This window comes from Chryseobacterium sp. CP-77 (genome assembly GCF_036362765.1).
Taxonomy (GTDB): Bacteria; Bacteroidota; Bacteroidia; order Flavobacteriales; family Weeksellaceae; genus Chryseobacterium; species Chryseobacterium cupriresistens.
This window is the reverse complement of record NZ_CP143637.1, coordinates 2,966,381-2,984,740: the sequence shown is the minus strand read 5'-3', so window position 1 is coordinate 2,984,740 and position 18,360 is coordinate 2,966,381. Positions and strand designations below refer to the sequence as shown.

The 18,360-nt window shown below is 36.3% G+C and carries 20 protein-coding genes; 6 read left to right on the top strand and 14 right to left on the bottom strand.

The window, feature by feature from the left end; translation table 11 throughout:
* Window positions 1-146 precede the first annotated feature (146 nt).
* Both V0410_RS13290 and ruvC read right to left on the bottom strand, forming a co-directional pair.
* On the bottom strand, window positions 147-1,217 hold the full coding sequence (locus V0410_RS13290; RefSeq protein WP_330743987.1) for a DUF4407 domain-containing protein: 1,071 nt from the start codon (window positions 1,215-1,217) through the stop codon (window positions 147-149).
* A 150-nt stretch (window positions 1,218-1,367) separates the two neighbouring features.
* Entirely contained in the window at window positions 1,368-1,922 is a 555-nt protein-coding gene (gene ruvC / locus V0410_RS13285; RefSeq protein WP_034692903.1) for a crossover junction endodeoxyribonuclease RuvC, read from the bottom strand.
* Between the two features lie 100 nt (window positions 1,923-2,022).
* On the opposite strand from ruvC, the gene V0410_RS13280 reads away from it, so the two are divergent.
* Together V0410_RS13280 and V0410_RS13275 are read left to right on the top strand one after the other, a co-directional pair.
* The gene (locus tag V0410_RS13280; RefSeq protein ID WP_330743985.1) at window positions 2,023-2,508 is read left to right on the top strand and encodes a hypothetical protein; all 486 of its coding nucleotides are present in this window, start codon (window positions 2,023-2,025) and stop codon (window positions 2,506-2,508) included.
* Window positions 2,509-2,510: 2 nt separating this feature from the next.
* A complete protein-coding gene (locus V0410_RS13275) occupies window positions 2,511-3,869 on the top strand; it encodes a T9SS type A sorting domain-containing protein (protein ID WP_330743984.1) in 1,359 nt (452 codons plus the stop codon).
* 29 nt (window positions 3,870-3,898) lie between these two features.
* On the opposite strand, the gene V0410_RS13270 is transcribed toward V0410_RS13275, so the two are convergent.
* From V0410_RS13270 to V0410_RS13240, 7 genes are all read right to left on the bottom strand, one after another.
* Window positions 3,899-4,423 (bottom strand): 2'-5' RNA ligase family protein, encoded by a 525-nt coding sequence (locus tag V0410_RS13270; RefSeq protein ID WP_330743983.1) that lies wholly within the window; start codon window positions 4,421-4,423, stop codon window positions 3,899-3,901.
* A gap of 32 nt (window positions 4,424-4,455) precedes the next feature.
* A complete protein-coding gene (locus V0410_RS13265; protein WP_330743982.1) occupies window positions 4,456-5,568 on the bottom strand; it encodes a serine hydrolase domain-containing protein in 1,113 nt (370 codons plus the stop codon).
* 210 nt (window positions 5,569-5,778) lie between these two features.
* A complete protein-coding gene (locus V0410_RS13260; protein ID WP_330743980.1) occupies window positions 5,779-6,489 on the bottom strand; it encodes a diphthine--ammonia ligase in 711 nt (236 codons plus the stop codon).
* Between the two features lie 37 nt (window positions 6,490-6,526).
* On the bottom strand, window positions 6,527-6,727 hold the full coding sequence (locus V0410_RS13255) for a hypothetical protein (protein WP_330743979.1): 201 nt from the start codon (window positions 6,725-6,727) through the stop codon (window positions 6,527-6,529).
* A 164-nt stretch (window positions 6,728-6,891) separates the two neighbouring features.
* Window positions 6,892-10,239: a methylmalonyl-CoA mutase family protein gene (locus tag V0410_RS13250; RefSeq protein WP_330743978.1), complete on the bottom strand. Its 3,348-nt coding sequence runs from the start codon at window positions 10,237-10,239 to the stop codon at window positions 6,892-6,894.
* Window positions 10,240-10,499: 260 nt separating this feature from the next.
* On the bottom strand, window positions 10,500-11,747 hold the full coding sequence (locus V0410_RS13245) for a hypothetical protein (protein ID WP_330743977.1): 1,248 nt from the start codon (window positions 11,745-11,747) through the stop codon (window positions 10,500-10,502).
* Complete coding sequence (locus V0410_RS13240) at window positions 11,744-12,142, bottom strand: hypothetical protein (RefSeq protein ID WP_330743976.1); 399 nt, start codon at window positions 12,140-12,142, stop codon at window positions 11,744-11,746. Before V0410_RS13240 ends, V0410_RS13245 begins: the two co-directional genes overlap by 4 nt.
* Window positions 12,143-12,344: 202 nt before the next feature.
* Here V0410_RS13240 and V0410_RS13235 point away from each other — a divergent pair, with 202 nt between their 5' ends.
* Entirely contained in the window at window positions 12,345-12,677 is a 333-nt protein-coding gene (locus tag V0410_RS13235; protein ID WP_110011484.1) for a hypothetical protein, read from the top strand.
* A 42-nt stretch (window positions 12,678-12,719) separates the two neighbouring features.
* Here the strand turns inward: V0410_RS13235 and V0410_RS13230 are convergent, their stop codons facing one another.
* Entirely contained in the window at window positions 12,720-13,817 is a 1,098-nt protein-coding gene (locus V0410_RS13230; protein ID WP_330743975.1) for a DUF3667 domain-containing protein, read from the bottom strand.
* 348 nt (window positions 13,818-14,165) lie between these two features.
* On the opposite strand from V0410_RS13230, the gene rplM reads away from it, so the two are divergent.
* The 3 genes from rplM (at window position 14,166) to rpsB (ending at window position 15,979) form a co-directional block, all read left to right on the top strand.
* Window positions 14,166-14,621: a 50S ribosomal protein L13 gene (gene rplM, locus V0410_RS13225; protein ID WP_002976217.1), complete on the top strand. Its 456-nt coding sequence runs from the start codon at window positions 14,166-14,168 to the stop codon at window positions 14,619-14,621.
* 6 nt (window positions 14,622-14,627) lie between these two features.
* On the top strand, window positions 14,628-15,014 hold the full coding sequence (gene rpsI, locus V0410_RS13220) for a 30S ribosomal protein S9 (RefSeq protein ID WP_002976218.1): 387 nt from the start codon (window positions 14,628-14,630) through the stop codon (window positions 15,012-15,014).
* Window positions 15,015-15,217: 203 nt separating this feature from the next.
* The gene (gene rpsB, locus V0410_RS13215) at window positions 15,218-15,979 is read left to right on the top strand and encodes a 30S ribosomal protein S2 (protein ID WP_002976219.1); all 762 of its coding nucleotides are present in this window, start codon (window positions 15,218-15,220) and stop codon (window positions 15,977-15,979) included.
* Between the two features lie 67 nt (window positions 15,980-16,046).
* Here the strand turns inward: rpsB and V0410_RS13210 are convergent, their stop codons facing one another.
* The 4 genes from V0410_RS13210 to trmB all read right to left on the bottom strand — a co-directional run bounded on the left by V0410_RS13210 (window position 16,047) and on the right by trmB (window position 18,354).
* Window positions 16,047-16,235, bottom strand: a complete 189-nt coding sequence (locus tag V0410_RS13210; RefSeq protein ID WP_330743971.1) for a bacteriocin-like protein — start codon at window positions 16,233-16,235, stop codon at window positions 16,047-16,049.
* Window positions 16,236-16,517: 282 nt separating this feature from the next.
* The gene (locus tag V0410_RS13205) at window positions 16,518-16,961 is read right to left on the bottom strand and encodes a DUF6759 domain-containing protein (RefSeq protein ID WP_330743969.1); all 444 of its coding nucleotides are present in this window, start codon (window positions 16,959-16,961) and stop codon (window positions 16,518-16,520) included.
* Between the two features lies 1 nt (window position 16,962).
* Window positions 16,963-17,661, bottom strand: coding sequence for a DUF6759 domain-containing protein (locus tag V0410_RS13200; protein WP_330743967.1), 699 nt, complete (start codon window positions 17,659-17,661; stop codon window positions 16,963-16,965).
* Window positions 17,662-17,676: 15 nt separating this feature from the next.
* Window positions 17,677-18,354 carry a tRNA (guanosine(46)-N7)-methyltransferase TrmB gene (gene trmB, locus V0410_RS13195; RefSeq protein WP_110011480.1) on the bottom strand — a complete coding sequence of 226 codons (678 nt, stop codon included), beginning with the start codon at window positions 18,352-18,354 and terminating at the stop codon, window positions 17,677-17,679.
* Between the last annotated feature and the right edge of the window lie 6 nt (window positions 18,355-18,360).

Sequence of the window (18,360 nt, the reverse complement as noted above, 5' to 3'; positions counted from 1 at the left end):
ATTAGAAAATTTTTTACATAAAATACTTGATTAAAAGAAAAACCTTTCGTTATATAACAAAAGGTTAGATTTTATTTATTGAAAAATGATTTATTATAGATTTTTTCTCTAATGTTTAACAGCGAATAATGTATTAAATGATCATTTTAATTTTTTAGATTATCTTTAAAATCATCGATTCTGAAATCAGTCAATGCATTTCCTTTTTCAATTTTTTCTTTGGAGTATAATCTGAAATCGTTTTCTGTCTTTTCTAAAAGATAATCATAGGGGCCTACATGGGAGATCAGTTTTACCAGAACCGGAGAAATCTCAAGACAGATAAACAATCCCATGATAAAAGTGGCTGCCAGTCCAATGATAGCAGAATTCTTACCAAGTTCGTCCAAAGCCTGAAGCCTTGCTGCAAAACCATTGAATTTATCCTCAAAAGTTTCTGTAGATTTTCTTTCCGTTTCCAGATTTGTGTATACTTTGGATATTTCTTTGTCTAGATATTCAAGTCTTGGAGCCGCTTGTTTCTGATAATTTTCCAGATCCAGCCTGCGTTGCTCCTTCAGTTGCTGTTTACGTTTTGCATTGGGACCATAGCCTTCTTTTCCACTGGTAAGTCCGGATTGTTTACCCAGGATTTCTTTTTCAAGCTCTACCGAAGCCGAATCATATGCCTGCTGGTACTGAGCGATTTTTCCTGAAATCTGCTGCTTTTCTGTTTCAAAAGGTCCGCTCTGCTGAAGAATTCGCCCGTTCATTTCACCCTGCAGCTGTTTTTTATTTCTTTGAATAATGGTATTCAGCTGTTTGTTGACTTCTTTCTCAAAAATTTTAAGTTCTAAAGGTTTGGAAATGATAATTCCAAGAAACGTAGCAAGGATAAGACGCGGGATAGCCATCAGGATCTGATTCCACCATGTTCCTGTCTTTTTGATGGAAGAAACAATATAACGGTCAAGATTGAAGATCATCAGACCCCAGAGGATTCCAAATCCTGCAGCCGCCCAGAGATTGTCGAAGACTGTATACATCGCATAACCTGCAGACAAAGTGGCGAATACTGCAGTGAAAAGCACAATACCCCCGATGCCGGAAAACTTGTTCCATTCACTCGGAGTTTTTCTTAAAATATGGATGTTCCCGCCTGAACATACCATCAGAAACTTTTGGAACCAGTTTATTGTATGAGTCCCTTGATTTATAGTTTGTTGGTTTGTTTTCATAACTGAAAATTTATACAAAGGTAGTACTAAAAATCATACCAATGTAAAAGATAGTATTATGTTTTACCAAGTAATTGAGCGTGTTTTCGTAAGATATTGTTTTTCAGTATGTTAATTTTTGATTTTGAAAAATTGAAAAAGAATGTGAATCTATTTCAATCTGTCCGGATTTTGTTTCAGGAAGCTCTCCCATCCGGAATACGATTTCGTATCTGCTATGGTCCCGGAATTAAAATGATGACATACGGCTACGGCAAGACCATCGGAAGCATCTAAATATTTTGTTGGAAATTCTTTTAATTTAAGAAGGTTCTGAAGCATTCCTGCTACCTGTTCCTTGCTGGCATTTCCGTTTCCTGTGATCGCCATTTTGATTTTTTTTGGAGAATATTCGGTTATAGGAATATTTCTGTAAAGACTGGCTGCCATAGCAACGCCCTGAGCACGGCCAAGTTTTAGCATACTCTGAACGTTTTTCCCATAGAAAGGAGCTTCAAGAGCAACTTCATCAGGGTGAAACTCATCAATAAGAGAAAGGGTTCTTTCAAAAATATACTTCAGCTTGGTTTCGTGATTGGGATATTTTTTCAGGATAAGTTCATGAATAGAAACCATCTCCATTTTTCCTTTTTTTACGGAGATGATACCAAATCCCATTACCGTAGTCCCCGGGTCAATTCCTAAAATTATTTTCTCTGAAATCATTGCTTCAAAGATAGGACTTTCTATGTTTTTTAGTGGAAAAAGTATTGATAATGATTTTCGTTTATGTTTAAAATTTTAATATCTTTAAATAAAAATGATCATGAAAAATGTATTTAATGTATTAATTGTTCCTGTCTTTCTCTTGTTTAGCTTTAAAGAGAGAAATAATTTAGTTCAGAATAAGCATTCAGAAACTTTGGCAGCAAAGAGCGAACGGATCATTTATTTGTTTTTCAAAGCAGATAAAGATCAGTCAGGAAATGCAAAAATTACTCTCCAGAGTACTAAAATTGCAGATGGAAGATTAAAACATACGCCTTCTTTTGAAAGAGATGCCGTCCGTAAGGGTGATCTTATAATTACATTAACAGGAGCTGATGGAAAAGAAATGGGTAAACAGCTTGTGAAAGATCCTTTCAATCCTGAACTGGAAGTATATGAAAAAGAGGGAATATCCAGACATAAAGCTTCCCTTCAAAATACTGAGTTCAGTGCCAGGTTTTCTTACTCTGAAAATATACAGTCGGTAAAGATAGAAAAAGCAACTGAGGATGGTGCACAAGTAATATTCACACAAAAACTATAATCATGAAAAAAACTTTATTATCCCTTTTAATAGGAAGCAGTTGTTTTGCACAGACTTTTGAGACCGTTCCGCTATTACAGAACGGTGACAACAGTAAGCGGATTGTTATTGCAGTGTTGGGAGACGGGTTTACTGCTGCACAGCAAACTGCTTTTACCACATCGGCTCAGAATACGATCAATTATCTTTTTACGAAAAGTCCCTATACAGAATATAAGAATTACTTTAATGCCTATGCGGTAAAAGTGATTTCCACAGAGTCAGGAGTAAAGCATCCCGGAACCGCTACAGATGTTGCAGAGCCTGTAATTCCTGTAACCAATCCCAATAACTATCTTGGGTCTACTTTCGATGTGGGAGTTCACAGATGTATATACAGCAATACTACCAACAAAGTAGGACAGGTCCTGGCTACCAATATCCCGGATTATGATATTACTTATGTGCTGGGTAATTCTACAGAATATGGAGGTTGTGGCGGTACCTATGCTTTTGCTTCACTCAACGGTTCTTCCAATGAAATTGTAGTGCATGAGCTGGGACATTCCTTTGGAAAATTGGCCGATGAATATTGGTTTTCAGGTTCGCTGGAATCTCCCAATAAAACACAGAACTCTAATCCGGCAACGATAAAATGGAAAAACTGGGTAGGATTAAATGGGGTAGGAGTTTACGCCCATGCTGAAAGCCCAAGCTGGTTCAGGCCGCATCAGAGTTGTGAAATGAGGTATCTTAACCAGCAGTTCTGCTCTGTGTGTAAAGAGGCGATTATTGAAAGGATTCATACTCTGGTTTCCCCTGTGGATTCCTATACTCCGGCCAATAATACAACCGTTGATGCTACATCCAATGTTACCTTCACGGTCAACGAAATTCTTCCCATTCCGAACACGCTGGTTAATTCATGGAGCTTAAACGGAACGGCTCTGGGAGCAATGGGAAGTAGCATTACGATTACTCCCGGACAACTTAACAACGGAAATAATACTTTGACATTATCGGTAGTGGATAACAATCCGCTTTTAAAAGTAGACAATCACAGTACGCTCCATGTTACCAATGTTTCATGGACTTTGAGCAAATCAACTCTTAAACTCTCAGAAGTAAAAGCGGAAGAGCGCCGTTTCAGTATTTATCCTAATCCGACAGATGGAGAATTTTTTATTAAAGGCAAACAGGGCTTTTCAAAAGATGTAAAAGTAGAAGTGTATGACACTTCAGGAAAGCTTATCCCATCCAGATTTGAACTGAATGATTCTGCAATACGGATTAATATTAAAAACTATCCGGCAGGTACTTATCTGTTGAATGTAAAAGAAAATAAAAACCTGATCATTTCTCAGAAAATCATTAAAGAATAATTATACGAAACCGGCTCTGGGAGCCGGTTTTATTTTTCCAGTTTTTTCTCTGCTATGGGTAGCCACTGTCCGTCATGGCGAAGAAGTATTATTTTATCGACTAAGAATTTAGTTTTGTATTCCATGTTTTCATATTTTTCCCAGGCTTTAAGATAATTTTCCCAGGCCAGATCTCTGTATCCTACAGTCATATGCGGATTAAACGAATACTTTGCGAAATTAAAACGCTCTTTTACCCTATGATAAAGTTCTGTTAATTGACGACTTTTTTTGGGCTGAATATAGAGGACAGGATTTTTAGGATTGGGAAAGCTTCCAAAACCATCCAGTTCTATTTCAAAAGGTCTGATGTCCGTATTGATCTTCTGAAAAGCAATGTGAATATCTTCTTCCAGTTCAATTTCTCTCGAAAAGGGAGGAAACAGTGTAATATGTGCTTCGTTTTTCAAAGCCTTGGAATTGGCATAATTGGTTGCCAGATCTTTTTTAAAGGCTTTTATTTCCTCAATAATCTCCTGCGGAGGATAAACTGCAATGAAATACATTTTTTTCATACGGTAATTTAGTCTTTTTAAAATTCCGGAAATTAATGTTTTATCCTGAGCTGTGTAAGTGTATTCTCAAGATGATCAGTGATCTTTTTTACTTCAATATGAGGCCTGAAGATCGCGCCTTTTCCTCTTTCTTCATCTGCAATATTAGACAGAATAATCACAGACGTTTTAGTGTCCGGATAATAAATATTTAAAGAAGGAGAACCTTTTACATAACCACTGTGAAAATAGGAATTGGGCTGGCCGATGTTAAGCATAATTCCGTAAGCATAACCCATTTTCCCAAAGATAGCATGGTGTCTTTCCGCACTTTTGGCCATGAAGAGCTTCAAAGTTTCGGGTTTTAGAATTTTTCCGTTGTACAGGGCATTATTCCACAAATGAAGATCCCCAATGGTAGATAGTATTCCACCGGCAGGTGTTCCGATTTCTGATCCGCCTAATCTTTTCGGCATATTGGGAACTTCTGAGAACTTGGAAGGTGTCCCAACATAAGCACTGGCAAAGTTATTTCCTTTGAAAATGTCTCCTGTTGAAGAATGGGCCATTCCCGCTTTTTTAAAAAGTTCCAATGCATTTTCATGATAGGATTTTCCCGAGACTTTTTCCACAATTTTTCCAAGTGCATTGAAGCCATCGTTGGAGTAATAGAAATCTGAACCGCTTTTGAACATCAGTTTTCCTCCCATCAGATTCAATCCTGAGGTATGGTTTAAGAGTTGGTGAATCGTAATGTTTTCATATTCTTTGATCTGAAATTCCTTCAGGTATTTTGAAGCCTTATCTGTCACATTCAGTTTTCCCTGCTCCATCTGAAGTAAGACCAAAACAGCGGTAAATTGTTTGCTCACAGATCCTATCGCGAAAATGGTATTGCTGTCAATTTTAGTTTTCTTCTTAAAATCAGAATATCCGTTTTCTCTTCTGTAAAGAGGAATGGTGTCTTTAAAAACGGCAATGCTCCCATTGAAATGATACTTTTTAAAAGCAGAATCAATCTGTTGTTCCAAAAGTGTTTTCTGAAAAGCCGAGATGGTGGAATCTATAATTGCTTTTTTATCAATCGGGGTAATTTTTGGACCCTCAGTTGTTGTACAGGAAAATAAAAAACAGAAAAAAGACAGGAATAATAAATTTTTGATCACAGTGTTGTATTTTTAAATGATGATTATACTCTTAAAGATACTAAAATATCCTGAAGAGCATTAAGAGAAGCAAATTGCGTGCTAGGACAGGCTGCTGGAACAACTTTATATAGATTTAATCAGCTTTTGTGGAATATTTCAATGTTATGAATAAGGGAATTACTGAGAAAATAAATATATTAAAAAACCTGTGGACAAAAGCTCACAGGTTTATCTTAATATCAGGTCACTGAACCAGAAAACATATTCTCCGTCTTCTTCTTCAGGACTTGCTTTAGGTTTAGGGTAAGTCTTTTTGACGGTTTCCCCAATTTTGAATTCAACAGGATTTTTGAAAATAGGTCCATCAAAAGTAAAGGTATGAAACTCTCCGTTTTCTCCGCACGGATCTATATTTTCAGGAAGATCATCAATGAATTGCTGATCAATAATCCTTCCGGCGAAGCTTTTATCCAGAAAAGATCCGTTCACACACGTTACAATTGTTTTAAAGCCAAGATCTAAAAATTCACGGATGAGGTAAGTTGTATTTTGTTTCCATAGGGGAAATAAGGCTTTCATACCGATAGCATTTAATTGGTCTTCCCTGTATTTTCGAAGGTCTTCCAGAAAAATATCTCCAAAAATGGAATGGGTAATGCCCTGAGCCTTAATTTCAGTCATTGTCTTACTCATGATCTGTTGGTATTCTTCCATGGATGGTTCTTTGGGAAGTTCCATTTTGATCAAAGGAATCCCAAGGCTTTCTGCCTGTTTTTCTAAAAGCGATACATGAACTCCATGCATAGAAATCCTTTGAAACTCCTGATTGATGCTGGTAAGCAGTGTAGAAATCTCATATTGATCCTCTTGTAGTATTTTATAAAGAGCAAGGGAAGAATCTTTTCCGCTGCTCCAGTTGAATAATGCTTTTGGTTTCATTGTAAAATAAAAATCTCCCAAAAGTAGGGAGATTTTCTTATTTTGAAACGGGCTTTCCGTAGTTATTTTGGGGGCTTGTAATATCAAGCTTTTCCTTTTCTGCCTGTTCTCTTTTTTGTAATTCTTCAGTATTTCTAACCATATCGCTTTTGTGAGCATTTTCCACAGGAGTAGTTTTACAAGAACTTAATACCACAAAAAGATCAAACACCGAAATAATTTTAATACATGTTTTCATTCGAATTTTTTGATGACAAATATATAGGGTCAGGATAGTTTATATTTAATTTTTAACAAACATTATCAATCTGCTTATCAAAAATCAGCGTTTTTTCACATTAAAAATAAAAACCTCAAAGAAATCCTTTGAGGTTTTATATAAAAGATGTTTGCTGTATAAGCTTACATATTTCTTCTGTACTTACCACCCACTTCAAATAACGCGTTGGTAATTTGTCCTAAAGAACAGTACTTCACAGCATCCATCATCACTTCAAACAAGTTTTGCTGGTTGATGGCTGCGTGCTGAAGTTTTCTTAAAGCTTCCTCAGACTTATTTTCATTGGCCTGCTGGAAGTTGTGAAGAGACTCAATCTGTGCCTGTTTCTCCTCTTCCGTAGAACGGATAACTTCTCCTGGTAAAACGGTTGGTGAACCATCTTTTCCTAAGAAGGTATTCACTCCGATAATAGGATATTCACCGGTATGTTTCAGCCATTCGTAATGCATAGATTCTTCCTGGATTTTTGAACGCTGATACATCGTTTCCATCGCTCCGAGAACACCGCCTCTTTCTGTGATTCTGTCGAATTCCGTATATACAGCTTCTTCTACAAGATCCGTTAATTCTTCAATGATAAATGATCCCTGAAGCGGATTCTCGTTTTTAGCCAATCCTAATTCTTTATTGATGATTAACTGGATTGCCATCGCTCTTCTTACAGACTGCTCGGTAGGAGTAGTGATCGCTTCATCATAAGCATTGGTATGAAGTGAATTACAGTTGTCGTAGATTGCATACAGTGCCTGAAGCGTGGTTCTGATATCATTGAAATCAATTTCCTGAGCGTGCAGAGAACGTCCCGAAGTCTGGATGTGGTATTTCAACATCTGACTTCTTTCGTCTGCTCCGTATTTTAATTTCATCGCTTTTGCCCAGATTCTTCTTGCTACACGTCCGATTACTGAATATTCAGGATCGATACCGTTGGAGAAGAAGAAAGATAAGTTCGGTGCAAAATCATTGATATCCATTCCACGGCTTAAATAATATTCCACATAAGTGAACCCGTTAGCCAGTGTGAATGCCAATTGCGAAACCGGATTGGCTCCTGCTTCAGCAATATGGTATCCCGAAATAGAAACAGAGTAGAAGTTTCTTACTTTTTCTCTGATGAAATATTCCTGAACATCACCCATTAATCTTAAGGCAAATTCTGTAGAGAAAATACAGGTGTTCTGCGCCTGGTCTTCTTTTAAGATATCCGCCTGAACAGTACCACGAACCGTAGCAATTGTTTTAGCTTTAATTTCTGCGTATACATCAGCAGGAATTACTTCATCACCGGTTAATCCTAAAAGCTGTAATCCCAAACCATTGTTGGATGGAGGAAGTTCACCATTGTATTTCGGTCTTTCTAATCCTTTATCGTCAAATTTTTCCTTAAGCTTAGCTTCTACTTTAGACTCTAAACCGTTTTCTTTGATATATTTTTCAACATTCTGATCGATGGCAGCATTCATAAAGAAAGCCAACAGCATCGGTGCAGGACCGTTGATCGTCATTGAAACCGAAGTTAGTGCGTTGACAAGATCAAATCCGGAATATAATTTCTTAGCATCATCCAGTGTTGCAATAGAAACTCCCGCATTCCCGATTTTACCATAAATATCCGGTGGTAAAGCAGGATCCTGACCATATAAGGTTACAGAGTCAAATGCTGTAGATAAGCGTTTTGCAGGCATTTCTGCAGAAACATAATGGAATCTTCTGTTGGTTCTTTCAGGGCCTCCTTCTCCTGCAAACATCCTTGTCGGATCTTCACCGGTTCTTTTAAACGGATAAATACCTGCCGTGTAAGGGAAGCTTCCCGGAAGATTTTCCTGGCCTTTCCATTTGATCAGATCACCCCAGTCATTGTATTTTGGTAATGCAATTTTAGGAATTCTCAGGTGAGATAAAGACTCAGTAGAAGTTTCAACTTTAATTTCTTTTCCTCTTACGAAATAAGAATAAAACTCTGCATGGAATGCTTTTTTTGTATCATCCCAGGTCTTCAGGAAATCGATATTTTCCTGTTGCAGCTCTTTTTCCGCCTTTTGGTATTCAGCATCCAGAGCGTCATTGGAAATGATATTTTTTACGCCTTCAATATGATACATTTTTCTGGCAAGTTCAGCCTGTTTCTCAATATTGATGTCGTATTGTTTATTGTTTTCAACAATTTCAGAAAGGTAACGGACTCTTTTTGGAGGAATAATCGTTACTTCTTCTGTCACTTCCTGTTCTACAAAAGTTTTTAGATTCAATCCGGAGAATTTATCGTTTACTTTTGAAATTAATCTGTTGTATAATTCTGTTGTTCCATGATCATTAAACTGAGATGCCTTGGTGGCATACACCGGCATATCATCTAATGAGCTTTCCCATAGCAAATGGTTTCTCTGGAACTGTTTTCTTACGGCCTGAAGAGCATCCAGTGCTCCACGTTTGTCAGATTTATTCAATGCTACCAGATCCGCATAGTCTAACATATCAATTTTTTCCAACTGTGTAGAAGCTCCATATTCAGGAGTCATTACATACATGGAAACATCTGCGAAGTCAGAAACTTCTGAACCAGACTGTCCAATTCCCGACGTTTCAAGGATGATAACATCCGGATGAGCCAGTTTTAATACATTCAGTGCAGAATGAATAAATGGAGAAACAGAAACGTTATTTTCTCTGGTTGCCATAGAACGCATATAAACTCTTGGATCATTGATTGCGTTCATACGAATTCTGTCTCCCAATAAAGCACCTCCGGTTTTCTTTTTGGAAGGGTCAATGGAAATAATAGCGATTTTTTTATCTGTATTGGAACGTAAGAAACGTCTTACCAGTTCATCCGTTAATGAAGATTTACCTGCTCCTCCGGTACCTGTAATACCAATGATTGGAATAGTCAGATCTTTAGACTTTTCGTCAATAGCTTTTACAAGCTCAGGTTTTTCTTCCGAAAAGTTTTCTACGGCTGAGATGATTTGTGCAATGCTCGATGGATTTTCAAAGCTGATATTGTCAAGATCTTTTGCTGTAACATCTTTTCCTGTTGCAAAATCTGATCGGTGTACCAGGTCATCAATCATTCCCTGAAGCCCAAGCTCACGGCCGTCATCCGGAGAATAAATCCTGTCGATACCATAAGACATAAGGTCCTTGATTTCTTCCGGAAGGATTACACCGCCTCCGCCACCAAAAATTTTGATCTGCGGTGAGTTTTTTTCTCTTAAAAGGTCATAGATATATTTGAAATATTCATTGTGACCTCCCTGATATGAAGTTAATGCAATAGCATTGGCATCTTCCTGGATGGCTGTATTTACAACTTCCTCTGCTGATTTATCGTGTCCCAGGTGGATCACTTCACATCCTGTTCCCTGAATGACACGACGCATAATATTGATCGCAGCATCATGCCCATCAAATAATGAGGCAGCAGTTACGATTCTTACCTTGTTGGTTGGAGTATATTTTTGGGTTTCCATAAAAATTCTAGACAGTTTCTAAGTTCTCAAATATAGCAATAAAATAAAAACCTCGTATTGTAGGGTAAAATTCTGATTTTTAAATGTTTATGATAATTGTTTTTTAAGTTCGAAATACTTTGTTGGAGGCTAGGTCTGTATTTTACAGATTACTACACTATTCTGTAAAAATATAAATGTCAGCAGATAATAACCCGCTGACATTTTTTCTTTTGTGTCATGAAGTTTGGCCTTTATTTCATAAAAAATGACTTGTATTATTACTTTTCTGAAAAAAGTGTTTTTCTTTTGCTGTCCAGCCCCCAGTTTAATCCTAAAAATGTAATAAGATTATTCTTGTCACCATAATTTTTTCCAAAGGCAGCATTGATGTACACACTGTCAGAAACTTTATAGTTGATGACTCCATTGGAACGGTAGGTATCATCCAAATCGCTGCTTCTGTAGATGAACTCATAGCCAATAGAGAATCTGTTGTATACAAGCTCTATTTTTCCACCGAAATCATAATTATCAGTCCTGCTGAATCCGCTGGCTGCATCATAAACCGTTTTATCCTGCATGTATCTCGCAACGGCATAGAAATTTAATCTTTTTTCGATCTTTGAAGCATCTGTGGTAGAGGCTTCTTTGATGATTACTTTTGATTTTTCATTATTTTGATCTTCTTTTTTCTGTGGAGTTTTTGTTCTTTCCAGATTGATCCCGGAACTCATGGTCATCCAGAATCCCAATTTCCCGAATTGATTATTCTTAAACTGATTGTCTAAAAAGAAAGTACTGTAGGCAGAAGCTACATCCAGCTGAAAAGCAGGTTTTTCGTCCAGGTACTTTTTATATTTTTCAGTTTCGGTTTTGTAATACTCTGTGGCAAATTTTTCTAATGCTTTTGCCTTCTTCTCGTTTTTTTCATCCGGACTGGCACTGGATACTTCTATATCATTATATTCCTCTGATTTTTCAAACTCTGTCTGAATTTCAGTTAATGCCTTTGAAATATTTTTATTGGAGTCTGTAATAGCCTCTATATTTTTTTTGTTTCTTATTTTAAATACTGTGGTTCGTAATGAAAAAGATACCGAAGGATTTTCAGTGTCAAGATCTTCAATTTTATAATTTCTCAGAAAGGCAAATGAGACAGAAACGTTTTTGGCTTCACTGAATATGTTATTTTTATACTCATAACTATTATCTGGTTTTTTAATGCTTTTAATGCCGGCATACTTTAAAGCATCCATTTCCGTCAGAGGAAATAAATGAGTAGGAGTAAGTTCTACTGCATAGGCATTGGGAAGACCGTCGTTCTCGCTGAATGAATTGACAATACTGGACATAAAAGCCTTTTTTGATTTCGGGGTCTCCAGATCAGAACTTGCCAGGCCGAGAAGCATTACACTTGGTGCATTGGAAAGCTCGAGTTTGTTTAACTCTGCACTGATTTCTTTGCTTTGAGCAAACAATAATGTCATACTAGACATCAGCGCTGCTAGTAGTACTATCTTTTTCATAGCTCAACTTTTATGTATTTATAAACACCATAGATAAACTTACCGGATAAATCATCAGTTGTTTTACCTTCAAAAGGATTGAAATGAAAATTCCTGGAAGGAATCTGAGGAAATTCAAACTTTATCCTGCATGTATTGATTAAAATCTGCAGATGATTTACCTGCATATTAATATTGAAAGAAGTTGCGAAAAGTAAATGATCTGATGTTAAATCTGCTTTTGGAATGGTGAAAGAAAATTTATCGTCATTTAAATTATTATCATCTATTCTCTTTCCATTAATGATAAAATGAGGGTCGCCAAATTGTGTGTTGGCACTGATGATTACATTCACTTCAACATTATTTTCTTTAAAGTGAGTGATTTTTACTGTTTTTTGAGGGATTTTTTTCATGTCTGTTGACTTTCGGGTTTGTAGATTCAGCTCTTAATTCTATTTCAAATGTATAATTTGTAATATTGGTATTCAATTACCTTTTTGGGTGATATTGCATTGCTTTAAAATATAAAAGCAGTCTTTCATTCAATAATTAAATAGTTCCAATGATTCTGCGCCACAATTAAATTTTCTATTTTTGCAGCATATTTTTACAGACATGCAAAAAGCGTTGATATATTTCGCATTGGGAACTGTAGTAAGCTTCCTGATTAATTATTTCTTTTTAAGTTCAGAAAACATCGGTTTGGAGTTATATTATGCCGTTGCTTTTGGTGCTGCCTGGGGTATTGCTTATTATTTGGATACTCCGGATTTTACATTGGCTAAAAAGCTGGGACTATCTTTTGTAGTGATGGCTATACTGGTTGGGGCAGGTACTTTAATTTTTAAACTTGAACTGGCTATTCCATCTATACTGAAGTTTTCCATGGTATTTGTGGCCTATTATGTCATCGCAAGTTTCAGGGCAACAAAGTCACTGAGAAAATAAATAAAAAAGAGGCTGTCCGGTACGACAGTCTCTTTTTTTTTATTAATGAATCATCATGAAACTGATCAGGGCAAGACCCAGCAGTAAAAACATGAAGGCAATAAAGTTAATGGTGAATAATATCATCCCGACAATAATGCTTACCAGACCATGAGCACGATATACGCGCCGGTGGGCAATAAAGAAATAGGCCATTGTGTATAATGACAGGAGTGATATTGCTAAATACAAAATGGTATTAACCGGCCAGAGGTCTGTGAGACCTGCTAATTTGGAGAGTAAGAAAATGAATAAGATGGTGAGCAGTAAAAATGAGAAGTAATGCAGCGTGAAAATTCCGTGATCAAAATACCACCATTTTTTCTTGCTATGGAAAACCCATAAAAAGAATGCGAAAAGAGGGAGGTAGATAAAAAGTGCTTTGGGAAGATTGTGAAAAGACTTTTCTACCATACCGGCCATAATCTCTTTTTTCTTCACCCCTTTTTCTTTAAGTTCAAAGAATTTGTGAACAATTGGGGCTTCAATAAAACTAAGAGATGACGGATTTTTAGCTTTAGCCGAATCATAAGCCTTTCTGGTTTTGTATTCACCAAAACTAACATCCGGATCTATCTTTTTGTCCATGTCAATGATATCTTCTATTTCAGAAGAGCCGGGAACTGCTTTCAGGCCTTGAATGGCAAGAGAGTCCTCTCCATCCAGATGTTTTTTTGCTTTTATACTGTCTATCAGCTTTTGTTTTTCAACAGGCTTCATGACTTTCAGAAGATTCGTCTTGCCATTTTCTCCGGTATTTCTCTCTTTCGAAGAACCAATATTAACCATAGGAAAAAGGGCAAACACAAAAAATGTAATAAAACTGACAAAAATATAAAGCTTTACAGGAGGTACAAACTTCTGTCTTTTCCCTTCAAGATAAGTGTTGGTCAGTTTACCAGGTTTAAATACCAGGTTTTTTACAGTTCCCCAGAACTGGCCATCATAATGCGTGAAATCTTCAATGAAATGGGTAAAAAGAAAATAAAAGGGCTGCCGTCTTTCAGTATTTTCCTGTCCGCAGTGAGGGCAGTACCTTTCTTCAACCTGATGCCCGCAGTTCAGGCAGGTTTTGTCTTCTCTTAGTTTTCCGTGACTCATGGATATAGAATATGATTAACGCAAATATAAATATTTCAATGATACTATAATTATATTCAGGTGTTTTACGGAAATCTTTAAAGTAAATTTAATAAAAAGAAAGAGTTGAGGGAATAAACTCTTTGCTGTTTCATTGTGTTTTTAGAATCTTCGAAGTGTTTCTTTTCATCGGCACATGAGTTCACAAGATCTGTGCCAAATTATAAATAATGTTAAAATCTAATGATAGAGGGGTATGACGTACGGATTATATAGATTAAATAAAATATGTTTTTGGGTTACAAAAATAATTTGTACCTTTGCACACCCTTTTAGGGGTAAATTATGTTTAATCTTTAACTAAAACGTGTGAATACATTAAGTTACAAAACTGTTTCAGCGAACAAAGCTACTGCTAATAAAGAATGGGTTGTGGTAGACGCTGAAGGACAGCCGTTAGGTAGATTAGCTTCTACGGTTGCAAAGATTTTGAGAGGTAAGCACAAAACGAACTACACACCTCACGTAGATTGTGGTGATAACGTAATCGTTTTGAATGCTGGGAAAATTACACTTTCCGGAAACAAGTGGGCTGATAAGACTTATATCTGGCATACAGGATATCCTGGTGGACAGAAGTCTATGACTGCGGCTGAACTTCAGAAGAAAGATTCTTTAAAGGTATTAGAGAAGTCTGTAAAAGGTATGTTGCCTAAAAACAGATTGGGAGCTGCTATCCTTAAGAACCTTTATTTATATGAAGGAACTGAGCACAAACATGAAGCTCAACAGCCAAAAACAATTAATGTTAACGAATTTAAATAATTAATTATGTCTATAGTTCACAAAATCGGAAGAAGAAAAACTTCTGTAGCTAGAGTTTATGTAAAACCAGGTTCTGGTGTTATTACAGTAAACGGTAAAGATGCTAAAGAATATTTCTCTACAGACGTGATGGTTTACAAATTAAACCAACCGTTTATCCTTTCTGAGACTGTTGGTCAGTATGACGTTACCGTAAACGTATTCGGTGGTGGTAATACAGGTCAGGCAGAAGCTATCAGATTAGGTATTTCTAGAGCTTTATGCGAAATCAACGCTGAGTTCAGATTAGCATTGAAGCCAGCTGGTTTACTTACAAGAGACGCAAGAATGGTGGAAAGAAAGAAGCCAGGTCAGAAAAAAGCAAGAAAGAGATTCCAATTCTCAAAACGTTAAGAATTGCGATAAGCTTAAAGCAACATGCAATAAGCTATTTGAAAAACTTATTAAAATTTTTAATTCGCTTCAAAGCCTATGGCTTACTGCCTGAAGCTTAAAGCAAAAATTGCCCGTTACGTTTAGCATCCAAACGCTTCTCCCATCTAAAGAAGTTGTTGATTGTTTAAAAGACGGAAAGTAAACTAACAAAAACAGAAAACATGGCAAAAGCAAATGTAAAAGACCTTTTAGAGGCTGGCGTACACTTCGGTCACATGACCAGAAAGTGGAATCCAAATATGGCTCCATACATTTTTATGGAGAAAAACGGTATTCACATTGTAGACTTACATAAAACAGCAGTTAAATTGGATGAAGCTTGCAACGCTTTAGAAAAATTAACTTCTGCAGGTAAAAAAGTTCTTTTCGTAGCTACTAAGAAGCAAGCGAAAGAAGTAGTTGCAAAACACGCTTCTGAACTTAATATGCCTTATATTACAGAAAGATGGCCAGGTGGTATGTTAACGAACTTCGTTACTATCAGAAAGGCTGTAAAGAAGATGAATGCTATCGACAAAATGAAAAAAGACGGTACATTCGAAACTTTATCTAAAAAAGAAAGATTACAAGTTGACAGACAAAGAGCTAACCTTGAGAAGAACTTAGGTTCTATCGCTGACATGGTAAGACTTCCATCTGCTGTATTTGTAGTTGATATCTTGAGAGAACACATCGCGGTAACTGAAGCTAAGAAACTAGGTATTCCAGTTTTCGGTATCGTTGATACAAACTCTGACCCTAGAAAAGTTGACTTCGTTATCCCAGGAAACGATGATGCTTCTAAGTCTATTGATATGATCCTTAGCGTAGTTTCTGAATCTATCAAAGAAGGTCAGTCTCAAAGAAAAGCTGATAAAGAAAAATCTAAAGAAGAAGGAGAAAAAGTGTCTGCTGATACAGATGCTGATTTCGATGCAGAATAATTGAAGATTTTCTTTAATATAGGAAAAACGCTGGATTTCGATCCAGCGTTTTTTTTATTGTTTATACTTAAGATTTCTTAGGACATACCATAAGTTCCGGGAGATCAGGGTCTGTACCAGGCACTATTACTCCTATTCTGCAAACACCGTTGCAGCACATTTCGCCAAGTTCAATACTACAGCCGTCTATACAGCTTCTGTATCCTCCTTTGATTGTTCTTAGCTCAGTTCTTGAGACTTTCTTTAAATTTTTCATGATTTTTAGTTTAGTTTTTTTCCTACTCTATATGCTTTTCGGATACCGCAATTATGTATTTCTAAATATATGGAAATATTTACTATCTGTTGATTTTATAGAATTATTTTTGAATTTGTGCCATTTATGATTTATAGAACTGCTTTCAGATCATATTCAAGCTTTCAAAATAATGTAATATAAACTTGATTTTAAGGCTGCATGTTTCTTTCTGTTCTATCAAAAATAGAAAACAGATAACTCATTAAAAATAAAAACCTGCAGAATTCTGCAGGTTATATCTTAATTTGAAAGTTTTATGGAATAAGAGGTTGTGATAAACTTTGTAGACTGGTATACCGAGTTGCAAAGAATACCCGATAATCTGTAATTTTGATTTTTCGGAACCATGGTATATCCAATTTTCCCTGCACCAATGGGGATTTTCTTGAAGAAATTACCCCCGCTTACCGTAAGCACCATATTGCATGGAGATTTGTTTTCTACAGAAATAGAAGTCCTTGGATTTTTTGGATCATCATTATTCAGAAGGTCGTTCAGAACTTCAGCAGTTTCCGGCTTATAGGTCTTTATAAGTTCATTATATTCTCTTTCTGTATTGGCTCTGTTGCCTGTTGAATTACCGGCAGGATAAGGATAGGAGGTTCTTCCCGGATAACCGCCGTAATTTACATTACAACCGGCAAAGATTACTGAAACTCCGGCAAAAACTAATAGTTTTTTCATACTATTTTATTTTTTGTTTTTTCTTTTGTTTGATGGCCTGTTTTTTCTGAACCTCATCCTTTTTGATTGCACTGGCTTGCGTTTCGGACATTTTAGGGCTGTCCACCGTTACAAATATACTTTTTTTAATATCTTTCTGGGAGAAATATTTTATATCACAAATATTACTGCTGAGCGTGTATGAACCTTTATTGATCACAATAAAATTTTCTCCGTGGGCAGGAACAGCGAGGTTATAGAAGTCTTTTCCTTCAACTCTCAACACAATATTACAATCAGAATTATTTTTAAATAAGAGTATAGCCTCCTTGCGTGTAATATCTTCATTGAACATTGCATTCAGAAGCTTCACTGTTTTCTCCTTATGTTCAGCAGAAGTCTCTGCGATAAGTTTTTTAAACTCTTCAGCATCATCTGAATTAGGGTTTCTCATAATGCTTTTAGGGATATCGGAGATAACAGGCCTTGCTTCCATAGGTTTGGCAGTACGGGCTCCCTTTGTCCATTCAGAGTTTTTTAAAGCAATAAGCTTAGGCTTCAGCACAGTTCTTTTGGGATCATCAGGGTGTGCATTCTTTAGGTATTCTTCAATTTCTTTAATATTCGTGCTTTTTAGAATATCTTTACTGCTTTTCTGAGCCTGTGTAAAGCCGGGAATAAGAAAAGTGAAGAATAAAATCGTTAAAAAATTTTTTTTCATCAGGGTTTTATTTCATCAGCTTATCCGGAATTTGATGTAAGTTATGGTTTTCCCTTTTGCTGAGAATAACTCTTCATAATACGTTTTGATATCTCTCAAATGCTCCGTATTTGGGTCGTATTCCGGGGCGCCATAGATATCATGATGAGCAGAAATGATCTCATAACCTGCTCCCTGTAAATATCCCAGCGTATACCCATGCAGGAATTCTGAATCGGTTTTCAGGTGGATAATACCTCCTGGCTTCAGAAACTTTTTATATCGGTTTAAAAAATCCGGATGTGTTAATCTGTGTTTTGTTCTTTTATATTTAATCTGTGGATCAGGGAATGTAATCCAGATTTCATCTACTTCATTTTCTGCAAAGAAATAATCTACAAGTTCTATTTGAGTTCTCAGAAAAGCTACATTAGTCATGTTGTTTTCTACAGCTTCTTTAGCGCCAAACCAAAATCTTGCCCCTTTAATATCAACCCCGATAAAGTTTTTTTCAGGAAATGTTTTTGCGAGTCCTACAGAATATTCTCCTTTTCCGCAGCCCAGCTCCAGTACAATAGGATTGTCATTTTTAAAGAAATTTTCTCTCCATTTTCCTTTAAGTTCGAAACCATTCAAAGCATCTTCTCTTGTTGGTTGAATGACATTCGGTAATATTTTGTTTTCTGCAAATCTTGCTAATTTATTCTTGCCCATTGAGTT